A 14,155-nucleotide genomic window follows, 5' to 3' on the forward strand; every position below is an offset into this window, starting at 1 on the left:
CGTTTAATAAAATCCAATTAAAGGAGGAAGTCCCAATGAAAAAATGGTTAACCTTATTTGTCACTTTAGTATTTATTTTAACCTCTGTAACCGTTGCTACAGCAGCCAACAATGGTCAAGGACCACCAGAAGATGTCCCTGGTAAAGGAAAAGGCTTAAACAAACAAGTTGAGCTGGGTGTTGAAGTCCTTTTAAATGAACAAAAAGATTTAATTGACGGGAAGAATGTTGGGCTCATTACTAACCCAACTGGGGTCGACCGGGAACTCAACAGTATTGTCGATACCCTTCACAACGATCCAGACACTGAGCCGACCGCTTTATACGGACCTGAACATGGCGTACGTGGAGATGCCCAAGCAGGTGAATACGTTGAATACTACATTGATGAAAAAACAGGATTACCTGTTTACAGCCTATACGGGGAAACAAGAAAACCAACACCAGACATGCTAGAAGACATTGAGGTATTACTATTTGATATTCAAGACGTGGGTACACGTTTCTACACTTATATCTACACCATGGCATTCGCGATGGAAGCAGCTGAGGAAAATGACATTCCATTTATCGTCTTAGACCGTCCAAATCCAATTAGTGGTTCTAAAGTGGAAGGACCTGTCTTAGAAGATGATTACTCCTCATTTGTAGGTGAATATGAAATCCCACTTCGCCACGGGATGACTGTTGGCGAACTAGCACAGCTATTTAATGAAGAATTTGAGATAGGTGCCGACCTAACCATCGTCGAAATGAATAACTGGGAACGCGACATGTATTACGATGATACTGAATTAGAATTCGTTTTACCATCACCAAACATGCCATCACTAGACACAGCCATCGTCTATCCAGGAGCAGCATTAATTGAGGGAACCAACGTCTCTGAAGGACGTGGCACAGTAAAACCATTTGAATTAATTGGCGCTCCATTCGTCGACTCAGACGAATTAGCAACAGAGTTAAATAACTTAGAGTTACCAGGAGTCACATTCAGATCCGCTTCTTTCACACCAACATTCTCAAAACACGTAGGAGAACTGTCACACGGAATTGAAATACACGTTACAGATTACGACTCCTACAAACCAGTAGAAACAGGCCTACACATCGTAAAAACACTACACGACCTTTACCCAGAAGACTTTGAATTCCGAGCTGACGGATTCTTCGGTAACCTAATAGGAAACGGATGGGTCCAAGAGGCGATTGAAAACGGTGAAACAGTCGATGAAATTGTCGAAGAGTGGCAAGACGATCTAGATGAATTTGAGGAAATTCGCGAGGAGTATTTGGTTTATTAACAAAAGAAAGCTAGTCGCCCAAGTGGCGGCTAGCTTTTTTATTGAAATTAAGCCGTTACCGTCACACGCTCTAGCACACTCTCTTTCAACTGCGCTAACCTAGCTTTCGCTTGCTCTTTCGTCTCACCTTTTACTCCAAAGTAGAACTTAATCTTCGGCTCAGTTCCTGATGGACGTAAGCAGCACCAACAATCCTCCGTTAAAATAAACTTTACGACATTAGAGACTGGTAACCCCATATCATTTGTTTCACCAGTTTCTAAATACGTTCGTTTTCCGGTTAAGTAGTCCTCAACAGCGATTAAATCAATATCTTGAATCGAGTCAATAGGTCTAAAACGGAAATCTTCCATGATACTTTTGATCTGCTCGGTTCCGTTTAAACCTTTTAACGTAATCGAATGTAGGTCCTCTAAATAATATCCTTCTCGGTCATACAGCACCTCTAATGCGTCAAACAACGTCTTTCCTTGCGACTTCCAATATGCTGCCATTTCACATGCTATCAAAGTCGACTGAACAGCATCCTTATCTCGTGCAAAATCCTTAACTAAATACCCATAACTCTCCTCATAACCAAATAAAAACTCATGCGCACCATTTTGGGTAAATTCTTCAATTTTTTCAGCGATAAATTTAAAACCAGTTAAAGTGTCGATCGAAGCTACACCATATCGTTCTGCTACGGCCCTGCCAAGTTCCGATGTAACAATTGTTTTGATCATTATCCCGTTGTCAGGTAGGTCCTGGCGATTAGTTAAGGTATAATCTAGCATTAATGCACCTAACTGATTTCCTGATAACACCTGATAGTGGCCATCTGTATTTTTCACTGCGACACCTAAACGGTCGGCATCTGGATCGGTAGCTACTAAAATATCAGCATTGACTTCAGAACCTTTTTTTATCGCAAGTTCAAATGCTTGATGCTCCTCAGGATTAGGCGAAGCAACTGTTGAAAATTCCGGATCCTCAATCACCTGTTCTTCGACGGTATGAACCTGGTTAAAGCCAGCTTGATCCAAGCTTTCTGTAACTAATTTGTTTGCCGTTCCATGTAAAGGTGTAAACACAATCCCTAGTTTATCAGCCTGCTCGTGGATTAGTTGTGGATTCAACGTCATAGATTTCAACGCCTCTAAATAAGGCTGATCTACCTGCTCATCAATCCAATGTAACAAACCTTTCTCCTCAAGTTCAGGCTGACTCAACACATCAATTGTCAGCTCATCTTCAATCGAATTAACCTTCTCAATCATTTGATCCGCTTGTTTCGGAGGCAATTGGCCCCCCACCTCATTATATACCTTATAACCGTTATACTCAGGTGGATTATGACTTGCCGTAATCATTACACCCGCAGCTGTTCCCAAATGACGCACCGCAAACGATAACTCAGGTGTTGGCCTTAGCGACGTAAAAATATATGTAGAAATTCCATGCACACCTAAAACACGCGCCGTCTCAAGCGCAAAATCCGGCGACTGATGACGCGAATCATACGCCACAACCACCCCATCAGCTTCCAAATCCTTTTCCTCTATATATAAAGCCAGACCCTTTGCCGCTTTACGCACCGTATAAACATTCATCCGATTCGTCCCGGGCCCAAGTTCACCACGCATACCACCTGTCCCAAATTCCAACGTCTTATGAAAGGCATCCTCAAGCATTGACTCATCCGTCACGTTTTTCAATTGTTTTTTTAAATTCTCCTCTAAGCCATTAAACTCTTTCCAACGTTGATACTCCTTCTTCCAACTCAAAAAACCACTCCTTTACGAAAAATTAATCCGATTGTCGATAACTTTAGGGTGAGTGTCGATAACTTCGGGTTAAGTGGCGTTACTCCGGCCACGAGTGTCGTTTTCTCTTCGCCAAGTGACGATACTCCGGCCATGAGTGTCGTTATCTCCTTGCCAAGTGACGATACTCCATCCATAAGTGTCGTTATCTCCTTGCCAAGTGGCATTACTCCAGCCATAAGTGTCGTTATCTCCTCGCCAAGTGGCGTTACTCTTGCCATAAGTGTCGTTATCTTCCCACCAAGTGGCGTTACTCTTGCCATAAGTGTCGTTATCTTCCCACCAAGTGGCGTTACTCCGGCCATAAGTGTCGTTATCTCCTCGCCAAGTGGCGTTACTCCGGCCATGAGTGGCGTTATCTCCTCGCCAAGTGACGATACTCTTGCCATAAGTGTCGTTTTCTGCTCGCCAAGTGACGTTTTCCCAATAATCGTTTCTCAAAACACGAATCCACTCATGAATTTTTATAACATATCATGCCCTAAGACCTTACCATCCATCCACTCGATCCTGTCAAGTCTTCTTTCGCCTTACCAACCGATCAATGAACATGATTAGAGCAATCCCGACACTGGAGCCGGCCGAATCAATTATAACGTCCCTAATCTCACCAGAACGCCCGGGAATAAACAGCTGATGCACCTCATCAGAAATCGCATATAAAATGCAAATCACCAAAGCTGTCACAATCGCACGAATACCACTTACTTCGCTCCGCTTCAATGCATAAATCACCAACACTCCAAGCACCAAATAAGCGAAAAAGTGCGCATTTTTTCTAACGAGATGATTAAAATTTGCAATATTAAATTCAGTGGACGGAGCAACGCTTTCTATCGTTTTTACGATCGTCTCAGTAATCCCACGACTCAACTCACTAGACTCAGTCGCCGGCTGATGTGATAGATAGAAAATTAAGCCCATCCACACAAGAACACCTGTCCAAGCAATCCATTTATGCATAAAGATGTACATTCCTTTTATCAAATCTATTAAACTATTTCATTATCATACATTCGAACTGTAAAAAAGTAAAGTTTTGGTATTAATGAGCTATAATAGTAATATTCTATTTAAAAAGGGAAAGTCCTTGTTCCGAGAGTAATTTCGTAAAAACCCCCACTACTTCAAGTAGAGAGGGTCATTGGATTAAACTCGCTAAATTTCCACTGTTCAGGTTTTTACTAAACATAAGACTCCAAGTAAGATTATTTAAGACATTGATCTAACTCCTGAATAGCCTTCATAACATCATCTTCAGTATTATATAAATGTGGCGCAATACGAATCACATCATTACGGGCAGAAACAATCACACCCTTGTCTTTCATTTTCATTTCAATTTCAGAGGCATTAGGTAGATAGATCGCAGTGTTAGACCCTTTTTGCCTAACATCTTTAGGACTTTTTAAGGTTAATCCCCTTTGATCGCATTCCTTAATAGCCACTTCGGAAAGATATTGAAGGTGTTGCTCAATTTCTCTGATTTTATAGGAGTTTAGAATTTTAAGGGCTGCTTCAGCTGCAAATCCATTGATCATCGGAAACGTTCCAGAATCAAATCGCCTAGCACCTGAAGCATACTCGACATTTTTGATATCAAAAGCAAACGGGTTATCCTGCCCGAACCAACCTGTTATTTTGGGTGTTAGCTCACTAGCAATCTCTTTTTTAATATAAAGAAACGCGATTCCGGGAATGCCCAGTGCATACTTTTGTAATCCTGCCGAAAGCATATCGATATTCATAGATTTAACATCTATTTCACACTGGCCAAGTGATTGATAAGCATCAACGAAAAAGTAGGCGCCTTTTTGATGTACAACATCAGCTACTTCTGCTAGATCTTGCTTGTAACCATCATAGAAAGACACGTGTGACGTATTAACAACCAGCGTCTCGTGATCCACCTGCTTTTTATAATCATCTGGGGTTATAAATCCATCCTTGGGTTGTTCTATAAATTCAATATCGAACCGATCTTGATGTGAAAGCCATACATGCCCAACAGTTGGAAAATCAAAATCTGTCACCTGTACCTTCGACTTCCTCGGATGAGCAAGGGATGTCGCAACACTTGAAACAGCATGTGAAACGCTCGATACTAAAGCGATTTCTTCAACATCAGCATTAATCATTGATGCGAACTCAGTTCTAGCATTCTCACAAGCTTGCATCCAACCTCCCCAATCCATGCCATGTTCTTGCCAAGACTGCAGATAGGTATCAATAGCTTTTTTTACATCAATATGTAATGCACTTTGAGAACAACTTGAAAGCTGAATCTTATCTTTTAAAATAGGAAATGACTTCCTAATCTTTTGAGTATTGTCTATCATCTTTATCATCCTTCATATTATAGATTGAAAACGACGGGATGCTGCTTAACAAAGGATATGGCCTTTAAAAAACGATATTCACTTCCACCCCAAACAAAACCAAGAAACGTTCCCCCAAAATAAATAAAACATCCCCCCATGCATAAATTATAACATGGAGGGATTCGACAAAATTCGAGAAGTGACAGGCACCTATTTAACTAACTCTAGTTCAACTGGAATGAATTCGTCTACGTTTTCGCCGTTTGCGATTTGTAATGCGATTTCGATGCCTTGTTCACCGATGATGGTTGGTTGTTGTGCGATGGTTGCATCCATTTCTCCGGCTTCGACTGCTTCAACTGCATCGTCTGTTGCGTCAAAACCAACGACGATGACATCATCCATATCTGCTGATTCTAACGCACGCAGAGCACCCAATGCCATTTCATCATTGTGTGCAAAAACGGCTTCAAAATCTGACTCACTTTGGATGATATTCTCCATAACCGTTAAACCTTCAGCACGATCGAAGTCAGCTGGCTGTTGCGCAACTACTTCAATACCATCTTCCTCACCTACAGCGTTATGGAAGCCTTCACCACGTTCACGTGCAGCTGAAGAACCTGGTATACCTTCTAATTCAACAACATTTCCTTCGCCACCAAGTTGTTCAATAATGAAGTCACCAGCCATTTCACCACCAGCAACGTTGTCAGAAGCAACGTGGGCGACAACTTCACCACCGTCTGCACTACGGTCAACAGTAACAACCGGGATTCCAGCATCATTAGCATTTTCTACAGCGCTAACAACCGCTTCAGAATCCGTCGGGTTAACCACTAATACATCTACACCCTGTTGAATTAAGTCTTCAATACTATTTAATTGAGTTGCAGCATCATCCTGTGCATCAACGACCGTTAACTCAATCCCTAACTCATCAGCTTTTGCTTCAGCACCATCTTTCAATGTCACAAAGAACGGATTATTTTGAGTCGATACAGCTAATCCTACATGTATTTCATCGTCATCATTACTACTACCTTCCTCTTCGCCATCAGTCGTTGGTGACTCAGTAGTACAAGCTGCTAGTAAACCAATCGTTAAAAATGCAAATAACACTAACTTTAATTTTGATAACATAGTTAATCCCCCTAAAATTTTTAGTATCACAAATCTACAAACCTACGACGACTTCTGACGGTCTAGTAACACTGCTAATAGAATGACGCCCCCCTTTACAATCTGTTGGTAGTTTGAAGATACACCTAAAAGGTTCAAACCATTATTTAAAACCCCAATAATTAGGGCACCAACCAATGTACCAAAAATCCAACCTCGACCACCTGATAAACTAGTTCCACCTAAAACAACCGCTGCAATAGCATCTAGTTCATAGGTAAAACCTGCATTAGGCGATGCTGACCCTAAACGAGAGGTCAAGATAATACCAGCAAGTGCTGATAGAGCACCTGTTAGCAAGTAAACCCAAATTTTCACTCGATTTACTTTGATACCAGATAAAATAGACGCTTCTTCATTGCCACCTAGCGCATAGACGTGACGTCCAAAAACAGTCTTTTTCAAGATAAATAATAAAATAAAGAAAATCACAAACATGATAATGACTGGAATTGGAATACCAAATAAATATCCACGCCCTATTAAATCAAACGCTTCACTATCCGTAAAACCAGTAACAGGTCGACCATCTGTATAAACTAAGGTCAATCCCCTGAAGATCGTCATCGTTGCCAATGTTGCAATAAAAGGGGCAACTTTTCCTTTTGCAATAATAACCCCGTTAAATGCACCCATAATTGCCCCTGCTAAAACACCCAACAAGACAGCCAATATGGGGTCCATTCCACTCGCCATAAATCCTGCAGTTAACGCCCCAGCTAACGCAAGCGTTGAACCAACAGATAAGTCAATACCACCTGTTAAAATGACGAATGTCATACCAAAAGCTAGTAGCGCTATAATAGTTACCTGTCTTAACACCGTTAACAAGTTATCAATACTTATAAACTGTGGACTCATAATAGTAAGCGCTATAACGATCACTAACAAACCGAGTAGTGGTCCAAGACGCTGTAATATGTATCCAATAGATTTATCTTTCACCTTACTCCCCTCCAGTCGCTGCAAACATAATATTTTCTTGATCAGCTTCTTCTCGACTCAATTCAGAACCTATTTGCCCTTCATGGATGACTAAGATTCGGTCGCTCATCCCTAATACTTCTGGTAACTCAGAAGAAATCATAATGATGCTAACACCCTGCTCAGTCAATTCATTCATAATTTGATAGATTTCCTTTTTGGCTCCAACATCAACCCCACGTGTAGGTTCATCTAGAATTAATATCTTCGGATTGATTCCTAGCCATTTCCCTATCACAACCTTTTGTTGATTACCACCACTTAGAGATTTCACTTCTTGTTCCATACTAGATGCTTTAACGTTAAAGCGATCAATCATATCATTAACAAACTTGCCTTCCTTCTCATTCGACACGATAGACTGGTTTGAGACATCTTTTAGATTAGTTAACGTAAAGTTTTCACGGACCGACATCGTTAAAACAAGACCTTCTTCTTTTCGATCCTCGGTAACAAAACCGATTCCGGCATTAATCGCATCGACTGGCTTTTTGATTTTGATCTCCTTACCGTCGATATAAATTTTCCCTTCATCTATGTCCCGGTAACCGAATAGTGCTTGCATAATCTCGGACCGTCCGGCACCCATTAACCCCGCAACTCCTAGAATCTCTCCTTCTTTAAGTTCGAAGCTAATATTGTTAAACACATCTGAAGATAAACCTTCCACTTTCATTTTTACTTGACCAACTTCTGTATTCCTTTCAGGGAAAAGAGTCCCAAGTTGACGTCCCACTAGCATTCGAATAATTTCATCGTATTCAACGGTTTCAACATGCTCGGTTCCAATGTAATCCCCGTCTCTTAAAACTGAGATACGGTCGCAAATTTCAAATATCTCTTCCATTCGGTGAGAGATATAAATAATGCCAACTCCTTGATCACGGAGATTTTTAATCACTTTAAATAAACGATCGATCTCACGGTCAGTAAGAGCTGCTGTAGGTTCATCCATAACAATTAACTCAGCATCTAACGACAGTGCCTTCGCAATTTCTACCATCTGCTGTTGACCCACAGACAACTCCTTAGCTGTCGCCATTGGGTCAATTTCTACACCTAACTGACCTAAATAATCCTTTGTTTTTTCTACCATTTTCTTAGTATTAAGAAACCCTGTTTTCCCGTATTTAATCTCGCGGCCTAAAAACATATTTTCCATGACCGTTAAATACGGAATCACATTTAACTCCTGGTGAATAACAGCAATCCCTTTTTCCTCAGAATCCTTTGCATGTTGAAAATGAACCGGTTCACCTTTAACAAAAACCTCACCTTCATCACGCTCGTAAATTCCGGTTAGAATTTTCATTAAAGTTGATTTACCAGCGCCATTTTCACCAAGTAATGCATGAACTTCCCCAGCTAGCACTTCAAAGTCCACTTCATTCAAAACTTTATTTCCTGCAAATGACTTTGAGATTCCCTTCATCTCAATTAATGGTTGTTGTGACATGTTAAAAAATCACCCCAGAGCGAAGAATCACATTAGCAAATGGTGTCGTCTCTCCTGTACGTATAACTACTTTGGCATTCTTCGTTAATTTTTTGAATTCCTCATGAGCCACATAAGTTTTCTCACCTGTATGTAGGTCTTCAATTTGTTCATGAACATTAGCATTGTTTTCCTTGATCTCCTCTGCTAAAGTCACATGTTCAACTTCCATATCATCCAAAACTGCCTTCAACGTTTCGATAAAGCTCGGCTTACCTTTGATTAGAGCTAAATCAACTCGCTGAACACCATCTGGTATAGGTAATCCACAATCAGCTATGACAATCTCATCCGTATGACCCAACCGAGATAAGACTGAAGCAATCTCGCTGTTTAGAATTCCTTGCTTCTTCAATCTAATCACCGTCACTTTCTAGAAATTTATTAACTTCCTTTCTTGTTGGCATACCCGTTTGAGCTCCAAACTGCGTAACGGAAATAGCCCCAGCAACATTCCCAAGCGTACATGCTTCCTCTACCGATTTTCCTTCAGCTAAGGCTACACTAAACCCACCATTAAATGTGTCGCCAGCACCTGTCGTATCAACGACATTAACCTGATACCCCTTCACATTTACTTCTTGATTACCATTAACATATACGACACCTTTTGCCCCCTGTGTGACAATGAACTTCTCACGATACTGTTGGTAAAATTCTTTCTTCTCCTCGGTATCAAGCATGACGTTTAATTCGTGTTCATTTGGCGTTATGTAGTCTACTTTTTCTAAAAGACTTAACTCAATACTTCTTACTGGTGCTGGATTTAAAACCGTTTTGACACCATGCTTATTCGCTAACCTTATTGCTTCTGTAACACTTTCAATTGGAATCTCGAATTGCAGTAATAAAACATCACTATTTTTAATAGTTTCTTCGTTTTGACAAATGACCTCTGGTGTAACATGATCATTAGCTCCAGGGACGACAACAATCGTGTTATCACCTTCAGCAACCGTGATTGAAGCTATACCTGTTGGAACATCTGTAACCGGTTCCACATTACCGGTAAAAATACCCTGAGACTTCAATTTTTTTATTAAGGTGTCGCCAAAAGCATCATCCCCAACACACCCTACAAAGGACACATCAGCCCCAAGCTTCGCAGCAGCGACGGCTTGGTTAGCACCCTTTCCACCTGGTATGGTCTGAAAATCATCCCCGAGTAAAGTCTCACCTCTATTCGGGAAACGTTTGGTTGTCGTCACTAAATCCATATTAATACTGCCTATTATAGTGATTTTTGCAGCCAAGTTACATTCTCCTTTACACTATTTGTTGACTGACGTTGAATGAGTGTTGAAGGAAAGATATTTTCTTGATGTTTGATCGGCCTTCCTTCAATTAAATCAATCAGTGCTTCTGCAGCGTGAGTGCTCATCTGATAAATCGGTTGAGAGATCGTCGACAACTCAGGAGCTGTCATCTCAGTTAAATCCACTCCGTCAAAACCAATAATGGCTAATTCTTGAGGGACTTTAATATTTAAGTAATCGGCTGCTTTTAATGCACCAAGCGCCATGACGTCGTTACCCGCAAAAATCCCATCAATCTCTGGGTGCTTTTCTAGTAGCGCCATCGTTGCCCTCGCTGATTCTTTCTGATCATAATTACCCCAAATCACATAATCTTCATGGAACCAGTCTTGTTGTTTTATCACATCCATATAACCTAAGTAACGTTCCTCAGCGTTTTCAATTAACTCAGGACCTTTGATGTGTGCAATCCGTTGACAACCTATATCTAGTAGATGATTAGTCGCTTTTCGGCCACCTTCCCGGTTATTGATAATGAAAGTCGGAACATCTTTATGGATTGAACGGTCCAAGGCGACTACCGGCATATCATATTCATTAATAACGCTAGGCTCAATGGTATTCGATACGATAATCACACCATCAACATACTTCTGTTTCATCACATCTAGATATAGTTGTTCTTTCTCAGGATCCTCATCACTATTACAAAGAATTGTCGTGAACCCCTTTTCGATTAAATAATCCTCAACGCCCCTAACTAACTCTGGAAAGTACGGGTTTTTGATATCCGGAACAATAATCCCAATCGTTTTGGACTCTTTTTTAAAAAGGCTTCGCGCCACTGAATTCGGCTTATAATTTAGCTTCTCTACTGCAGCCTCTACTTTTTTACGGGTATCCTCATTTACATAACCATTACTATTGATCACTCGAGAAACAGTTGCAACTGATACACTTGCCTCTTGAGCAACATCTTTAATTGTTGTCATCATTTATCACCTATTAATGTTTCACTTAAATATGTAACCGTTTACATATCACTTTAATTAAAATGAGTTACCTTTGTGTAACCCGTTACACATATTTTATATCATAAAAATGGACTTTGTAAAGGGGGAATTTTCTAAAAAATCTGTTTAACCACTTCCAGTAAAAAGGGACTATTTATAGACAAGCCTGAATAGACATAGTATGGGGGGATAATATGGCTAAATGTCAAAAATGCAATGACACCAAGAAAATAAAAGTAATAGATCGTCATAGTGAGGAATGGGAAAAGGCATGGGATCATTATGATAATATGGGGATCTATGATATGAATACCTGCAATCATCTAGCAGATAGCGAGAGTAGTTATTGGGAAGATTGTCCCGTGTGTAAATTAGCTTAACAAAAACCAAACCAATACAGATCCATTATTGGTCTGCATTGGTTTGGTTCAAATTCATTTATGATATGGATTTTGTCTGATAGCACTTAGGAAAATTCACACAACCATAAAACTTTCCTCGCTTACCACTACGCAATTCCATTTCCTCATTGCAGTCAGGACAAACTGGTTTCTCAGATGGCTCATTCATTAAATTACTAGTCGAGACCTTCTCTTGGTTGGGATTAGTATTTAATAATAGATTGATTAACCCCTCCCGATTAATCAGTTGTACATCATTTTCTTTGGCTAAGGATTGAGCTTGATTGGTAAAATAACTATTGGTTACAACCAATGCCTCACTTGCTTGATAATATTTCAAAGCTGCTGTTATCTCCTGAACTGCCTTAATCCCTACGTTCTTCGAGTATCGTTTGGCTTGAACAACTTGTCTATTTCCGTCTTTCTCTAGAATCAAGTCTGCACCATAATCGCCCGCAGCCCTCGTTACTTTAGCTTTATACCCCTTCTCGCGAAAGATTAACTTTAAGTATTTCTCAAAAGTTAATCCATCCATCTGATCGACCTCATGAATTCCAGCTCTTTTCAATTTCTTGTCTCTTTTAAACTTAATTAAATACTTAATAGTTTGTAATATGATCGCAGGTAATAATTCCAAAATTCCAAGGAATGCTGATTGTGTTCGTGCGTATGTATATCCTCCCAGAAGAATTGATCCACCAGTTATTAAATCTATTATGTCCTCCTCTGCTTTTCGATTCCTTTTTGCCATAATAATCCTCCCTTTACATCTAATTGTGAATATTTTGATATTAACTGGAAAGAAAAACAAGTGCTATAAGTAGGATTTTGCCGAGATTTATCGAACTATTATACTAGGAGAAATGTTAAAGGAGACTACTATATGCTATTATTCTTAAATGTTTTCAAAAAAGACAAAGGAAAAACTAAGGAACCTTCAAAAACCACCCACAAACCCAAACGATCGAATGAACAAATTGCCAATAGAAAAGGTGAATTAGGCGAGTATAAAATTGATATCCAACTTGATCAGTTACCAAAGAGCTATCATTATTTGAGTGATTTATTAATTAAGAATCCAAAGGCAAAGTCGGGTTATTCTCAAGTTGATCATGTGGTAATCACACCATATGGGATATTTGTGATTGAAACGAAGAACTACCAAGGAACTATTTACGGTGGGAAGGATCGGAAGACATGGCTTATTAATGGAAAATTTAAGATGATGAACCCGTTTGTACAAAATTATGGTCACATCAAAGCTTTGACCGGACTAATTGATAACAGATACCACGATATGATGATCTCAATGGTATCATTTACAAAACGTTGTACATTTAAAGTAGATATGGATTTTCGCAAGATTGGTTCAAATGAATTAATAGTTTATGATGTAGAGCTTTCTGAGTTTATTCATCGGAAAGTATCCAGACAAAAAAAGTTACATGCTGAACCACTACTGTCTGAAAAAGAAATGAAAGAAATCAAGGAAGGTTTTTACCAAGCTAACATCACTGATCCTAAGATTTGGGAAGCACATAAACAAGCACTAAAATCCAATAAACACGAGAACAAAGCTAAATGCGTGGTTTGTGAGCAACCAGTATCACAAAAGGTGGAAAATTATTGCTTATCACAAAAGAAGTTTAATGGGGAGGTATATTGCTATAATCACCAGAAAGAAATTAAACGTTAAAAATCCACACCCTAAATACTTGATAGAATACACCTTTTAAATACAAACCCCTCCATGTTATTCATTGAACATGGAGGGATTCGACAAATTTCGGGAAGTGACAGGCACCTCCCTACTTCTCTACCAATATCGTGATTACTTTTGCGCTATGGTTATCGACTGGTAGGAAGATGTGTGGTTTGGAGCCGTCGAAGTAGGCGGTGTCGTGTTGTGACATGTAGTGTTTTTCGCCATCGTATAATAGATAAATAGCACCCTCGAGAATGTAAATAAATTCGTCTTGTGAATGGGTGTATGGTTCTTTTCGAGTCATTTGATCTTTCGGAGTGACATAGACAACTGTAGGTTCGATCATTGAGAATTTTGATCGCTTGGCGAGCTGTTCGTATGAGTAACCCATATTTTCATCAACGACTTTGTCCGGTCGCCTTAAGTATTCCATAATCTCTATATCCCTTTCATTTTGGTCGTCGACTAAGTATGTAAGTCTTACGTCTAACGCTTCGCTGATTTTAGATAAGGTTGCAATGGCCGTCGCTGCTTTGCCGTTTTCGATTTTGGATAATAGACTTTTAGAAATGCCACATTGGTCGGCTATTTGTTGTTGGGTTTTATTTTGTCGTCTACGGAGTCGTTTGATTTTTTCTCCTAGTAATTTGGTATCGATTGTCATAACCCCCTAGAAATAACATTAGCTC

The 14,155-nt window shown here is 39.8% G+C and carries 15 protein-coding genes; 3 read left to right on the top strand and 12 right to left on the bottom strand.

The features are described from left to right. Window positions 1-35 precede the first annotated feature (35 nt). The gene (locus HWQ49_RS06560) at window positions 36-1,304 is read left to right on the top strand and encodes an exo-beta-N-acetylmuramidase NamZ family protein (protein WP_188206806.1); all 1,269 of its coding nucleotides are present in this window, start codon (window positions 36-38) and stop codon (window positions 1,302-1,304) included. A gap of 47 nt (window positions 1,305-1,351) precedes the next feature. On the opposite strand, the gene HWQ49_RS06565 is transcribed toward HWQ49_RS06560, so the two are convergent. From HWQ49_RS06565 to HWQ49_RS06610, 10 genes are all read right to left on the bottom strand, one after another. After that, window positions 1,352-3,070, bottom strand: coding sequence for a phospho-sugar mutase (locus HWQ49_RS06565; RefSeq protein WP_188206807.1), 1,719 nt, complete (start codon window positions 3,068-3,070; stop codon window positions 1,352-1,354). After that, window positions 3,067-3,456, bottom strand: coding sequence for a hypothetical protein (locus HWQ49_RS06570; protein WP_188206808.1), 390 nt, complete (start codon window positions 3,454-3,456; stop codon window positions 3,067-3,069). Before HWQ49_RS06570 ends, HWQ49_RS06565 begins: the two co-directional genes overlap by 4 nt. 166 nt (window positions 3,457-3,622) lie before the next feature. After that, on the bottom strand, window positions 3,623-4,072 hold the full coding sequence (locus tag HWQ49_RS06575; protein WP_188206809.1) for a VanZ family protein: 450 nt from the start codon (window positions 4,070-4,072) through the stop codon (window positions 3,623-3,625). Window positions 4,073-4,317: 245 nt separating this feature from the next. Continuing rightward, entirely contained in the window at window positions 4,318-5,448 is a 1,131-nt protein-coding gene (locus tag HWQ49_RS06580; RefSeq protein WP_188206810.1) for an aminotransferase class V-fold PLP-dependent enzyme, read from the bottom strand. 192 nt (window positions 5,449-5,640) lie between these two features. Next, window positions 5,641-6,573, bottom strand: a complete 933-nt coding sequence (gene rbsB, locus HWQ49_RS06585; protein WP_188206811.1) for a ribose ABC transporter substrate-binding protein RbsB — start codon at window positions 6,571-6,573, stop codon at window positions 5,641-5,643. 42 nt (window positions 6,574-6,615) lie between these two features. Continuing rightward, window positions 6,616-7,557, bottom strand: coding sequence for an ABC transporter permease subunit (locus HWQ49_RS06590; RefSeq protein WP_188206812.1), 942 nt, complete (start codon window positions 7,555-7,557; stop codon window positions 6,616-6,618). Window position 7,558: 1 nt separating this feature from the next. Then, window positions 7,559-9,052, bottom strand: a complete 1,494-nt coding sequence (locus tag HWQ49_RS06595; protein WP_188206813.1) for a sugar ABC transporter ATP-binding protein — start codon at window positions 9,050-9,052, stop codon at window positions 7,559-7,561. Window position 9,053: 1 nt separating this feature from the next. Beyond that, window positions 9,054-9,446 (bottom strand): D-ribose pyranase, encoded by a 393-nt coding sequence (rbsD, locus tag HWQ49_RS06600; protein ID WP_188206814.1) that lies wholly within the window; start codon window positions 9,444-9,446, stop codon window positions 9,054-9,056. A 1-nt stretch (window position 9,447) separates the two neighbouring features. Then, window positions 9,448-10,344, bottom strand: coding sequence for a ribokinase (gene rbsK / locus HWQ49_RS06605; protein ID WP_188206815.1), 897 nt, complete (start codon window positions 10,342-10,344; stop codon window positions 9,448-9,450). Continuing rightward, window positions 10,323-11,339 carry a LacI family DNA-binding transcriptional regulator gene (locus tag HWQ49_RS06610; protein ID WP_188206816.1) on the bottom strand — a complete coding sequence of 339 codons (1,017 nt, stop codon included), beginning with the start codon at window positions 11,337-11,339 and terminating at the stop codon, window positions 10,323-10,325. The genes rbsK and HWQ49_RS06610 overlap by 22 nt, the downstream gene beginning before the upstream one ends. A gap of 215 nt (window positions 11,340-11,554) precedes the next feature. Here HWQ49_RS06610 and HWQ49_RS06615 point away from each other — a divergent pair, with 215 nt between their 5' ends. Next, window positions 11,555-11,740: a hypothetical protein gene (locus HWQ49_RS06615; protein ID WP_188206817.1), complete on the top strand. Its 186-nt coding sequence runs from the start codon at window positions 11,555-11,557 to the stop codon at window positions 11,738-11,740. A 58-nt stretch (window positions 11,741-11,798) separates the two neighbouring features. Here HWQ49_RS06615 and HWQ49_RS06620 read toward each other — a convergent pair whose 3' ends face one another. Next, window positions 11,799-12,512 carry a restriction endonuclease gene (locus HWQ49_RS06620; protein ID WP_188206818.1) on the bottom strand — a complete coding sequence of 238 codons (714 nt, stop codon included), beginning with the start codon at window positions 12,510-12,512 and terminating at the stop codon, window positions 11,799-11,801. Between the two features lie 132 nt (window positions 12,513-12,644). Here HWQ49_RS06620 and HWQ49_RS06625 point away from each other — a divergent pair, with 132 nt between their 5' ends. Then, the gene (locus HWQ49_RS06625; RefSeq protein ID WP_188206819.1) at window positions 12,645-13,457 is read left to right on the top strand and encodes a nuclease-related domain-containing protein; all 813 of its coding nucleotides are present in this window, start codon (window positions 12,645-12,647) and stop codon (window positions 13,455-13,457) included. A 112-nt stretch (window positions 13,458-13,569) separates the two neighbouring features. On the opposite strand, the gene HWQ49_RS06630 is transcribed toward HWQ49_RS06625, so the two are convergent. Further along, window positions 13,570-14,130: a helix-turn-helix domain-containing protein gene (locus tag HWQ49_RS06630; protein ID WP_188206820.1), complete on the bottom strand. Its 561-nt coding sequence runs from the start codon at window positions 14,128-14,130 to the stop codon at window positions 13,570-13,572. Window positions 14,131-14,155: the final 25 nt, after the last annotated feature.

Source organism: Alkalibacillus aidingensis (assembly GCF_014595945.1).
GTDB lineage: Bacteria > Bacillota > Bacilli > Bacillales > Alkalibacillaceae > Alkalibacillus > Alkalibacillus aidingensis.

What these genes read in the sequence shown, in the direction of transcription:
- HWQ49_RS06560 (WP_188206806.1), top strand. Translation starts at nt 36, where the DNA reads ATGAAAAAATGGTTAACCTTATTTGTCACTTTAGTATTTATTTTAACC.
- HWQ49_RS06570 (WP_188206808.1), bottom strand. Translation starts at nt 3,456, where the DNA reads ATGGCCGGAGTAACGCCACTTGGCGAGGAGATAACGACACTTATGGCC.
- HWQ49_RS06575 (WP_188206809.1), bottom strand. Translation starts at nt 4,072, where the DNA reads ATGCATAAATGGATTGCTTGGACAGGTGTTCTTGTGTGGATGGGCTTA.
- HWQ49_RS06580 (WP_188206810.1), bottom strand. Translation starts at nt 5,448, where the DNA reads ATGATAGACAATACTCAAAAGATTAGGAAGTCATTTCCTATTTTAAAA.
- rbsB (WP_188206811.1), bottom strand. Translation starts at nt 6,573, where the DNA reads ATGTTATCAAAATTAAAGTTAGTGTTATTTGCATTTTTAACGATTGGT.
- HWQ49_RS06595 (WP_188206813.1), bottom strand. Translation starts at nt 9,052, where the DNA reads ATGTCACAACAACCATTAATTGAGATGAAGGGAATCTCAAAGTCATTT.
- HWQ49_RS06610 (WP_188206816.1), bottom strand. Translation starts at nt 11,339, where the DNA reads ATGACAACAATTAAAGATGTTGCTCAAGAGGCAAGTGTATCAGTTGCA.
- HWQ49_RS06615 (WP_188206817.1), top strand. Translation starts at nt 11,555, where the DNA reads ATGGCTAAATGTCAAAAATGCAATGACACCAAGAAAATAAAAGTAATA.
- HWQ49_RS06620 (WP_188206818.1), bottom strand. Translation starts at nt 12,512, where the DNA reads ATGGCAAAAAGGAATCGAAAAGCAGAGGAGGACATAATAGATTTAATA.
- HWQ49_RS06625 (WP_188206819.1), top strand. Translation starts at nt 12,645, where the DNA reads ATGCTATTATTCTTAAATGTTTTCAAAAAAGACAAAGGAAAAACTAAG.
- HWQ49_RS06630 (WP_188206820.1), bottom strand. Translation starts at nt 14,130, where the DNA reads ATGACAATCGATACCAAATTACTAGGAGAAAAAATCAAACGACTCCGT.